Annotated in this window: 1 protein-coding gene; it reads right to left on the reverse strand. The window is 62.2% G+C overall.

What is annotated here, in order from left to right; all coding sequences use genetic code 11:
* Window positions 1–9: 9 nt before the first annotated feature.
* The coding region (traA, locus tag C3Y91_RS02360) for a Ti-type conjugative transfer relaxase TraA (RefSeq protein ID WP_168574925.1) at window positions 10–2,586 on the reverse strand (2,577 nt) is incomplete at its 5' end.

The following is a 2,586-nucleotide window of genomic DNA, read 5'->3' on the forward strand; positions in this document are numbered from 1 at the left end:
GCCAAACATCTACATCCCAAGCCCCAAGGTCCTGCCCCGCTTCAGCGAGCGCTGCAACTCCATCTGCTGCGTGAGTTCTGCACGATGACTGCGGTCGGCAAGGCGGACGACCTGGCGGATCCGCTCGATGTCCCCAGCCTGATCGGGACCCATTCGCTTCAGCTGATCTGCGAGATCTGAGGGATCGGCGCGACCGAAGCGCGTTTCGATCGCAGTAACGATGTCCTTCGCCTCGGCAAGCGCGCGACGGCCCTCCGGCGTCCCCGCCAGTTGCTCGACGAACTTTGCCTTGTCGCTATAGGGCAGATCGTCGAGCTGGCGCAGCAGCGCCTCGCTCCGGCGGCTCGGCCCCAGAACCTCGATCACGTCCTGCTTTTCTCGCTTCCATCGCTCCGAGCCGCATTCGGCCGCAAGGCGACGCTGCCAGGTCTTGGCGGATTGGCGAACATGCGAGGCCAGCGCATCGATCCGGGAAAGCGCGTGTTTGCGTTCGGCGCTGTCTCCGAACAGGCCGGTCTTGCCGGCGAGCGCACCGAACGTCTCGGGCGAAGCGCTGAGTTGGTTGGCGAGCGCGACCGGATCCCAGTTCTCGTTGAGGATGCGGCCGCGCAAGGCTGCCATTGCCGCTGGCGCGTCTTTGAACAGCTGCGGTGCAAGCTGCTTTGCCGCCGCCCAATCTCGGTCGAATGCCACCATTGCCTTTGACCGTCCAACCGCTTCGACGCTCATCGCATAGGTCTTCACGGCCGCAATGAGCACGCGGCGTTCATCGTCGCGTTCATCGTCACTGCGGTGTTGGTGCGCAGCGCCGCCATCGGCGATGCTGCGGGCTGCGAGCGGCCGTGGTTCTTGCATTGGCTTGGGAACCGCGGTGTCCGGGATGGGCTGTATCCCTTTGCTGATTCCATGAGATGCGACATCACTCTCGCCCTGCCCTTGGCGATCCTCCATGCCGCGCCGATTGGCAAAGTCATGGGTATAGTCGAGTGTCGTCTCTTTCACGCCTGAGCGGCTGAGTGCCTCCGTCAGGGCGCGCTCCGTCTTGAACGCATCGAGCCCGGCATAAAGCTGCACCCCTTCACGATGACGGGTCATCGCCACATAGGTCAGATGCCGGTCCATTGTCGTCGAAGCCAGAACAAAACTCCGGTCGACGGTGGCGCCTTGCGTCTTGTGGATCGTCGTCGCGTAGCCGTGGTCAAAGGCTTGGTAACTATTCACCGGTACGGTCACCTGGCGCTGCCCATCTTGCGTCTGCGCCTTGCCGTCAAGCCGAACTTGTATTGCGTCCGGCGCGACGGCGATCACCTCGCCTAACATGCCATTCTTGACGGCGAGATCGCGATCGTTCTCCAGGAAGACGATGCGGTCGCCGCGCGCAAAGGATCGCTTCCCATTGTTGGTCTGGTAGCTCAGTTCCTCACCTTTATCACCAGACGGGTTGTTGGCCTTTGCGAGCTCACCGCGATCCTGCAACTGAGCGCGAATGCCGGCATTGATCGCAGCCACATCTATCCGTCGATGGGCCATCGCAATGCGCGTGTCGTCGGGATGTGCCGATCGGTCAGCGACGTAATCGGCAATGATCGCCTTCAGCGTTTCAGCGCGGTTCGCTTTCAGTTGAATGTTGCCATGAGCCTCGTAGGAAGCGAGCCCGGCTGCAGTCCGATGCGAGGCAAAGTCGATCGAGGCCTGCTTCTGCCAATCCGCTTTCTGCCGGCGGACCTCAGACAGTTGCGCATGACCAACCGCTTCCGAGATTGCCCGAAACGGTGCGCCCGCTCCGATCGCCTGAAGCTGTTCATGATCGCCGACCAGCACGAGCTTGGCGCCGGCCCGTTTGACCTCGTCGACGAAGCGGGCGAGCTGACGGCTTGCGACCATTCCACCCTCGTCGATGACAAACACGTCGCGAGCATTCAGCCGACTGCGATCGGCTTGCCAGGAATATTCCCACGACGCCAGCGTGCGGCTCGATATGCCTGACGATTCCTCCAGGCCCTCTGCCGCCTTGCCGGCCAGAGCCGCGCCATGAACGCGATAACCTTGCGCTTCCCAGGCCTGGCGGGCAGCTGCCAGCATCGTGCTCTTGCCGGCACCGGCAAAACCGATCACCACGGCGATCTGAGCTGGACCCGTGACATGCTCGATCGCCTGGCGTTGTTCAGCCGACAGCCCCTGCCCCGGTGATGGATTTCCCGCCTGGATCGATCTGTCCTGAGCGGCGATGGCCGCATCGACATGCCGCTTGAAGACACCGTGGTTTTGGCGCGTCTTCATCACACCAGCGGATGTTGCCATCGCCCCCTCGATCGCCACCATCTCGACCGTCGAATAGCGTGCCTCGCCATCGCGACCCCGGACGCCTGAACTGTCGGGTTTCAGTTCAACGAGGGCCTTTGACGCCATGACCGCGGCAAAAGCATTCTGGAATGTCTGCGCATCGTCATTGATGGTGCGATGCAGAGCCCTGGCAATGTCATAGCGGCTGAAGACGCTCTTCTCGTTGGTAATCAGCTTCAGGATTTCATCCGGGCGCCTCCGGATGGTCTCGGCATTTCGGTCGGCCGATTGCGGTGAGATGCG

The sequence above is a fragment of the Rhizobium ruizarguesonis genome (genome assembly GCF_012349115.1).
GTDB lineage: Bacteria > Pseudomonadota > Alphaproteobacteria > Rhizobiales > Rhizobiaceae > Rhizobium > Rhizobium ruizarguesonis.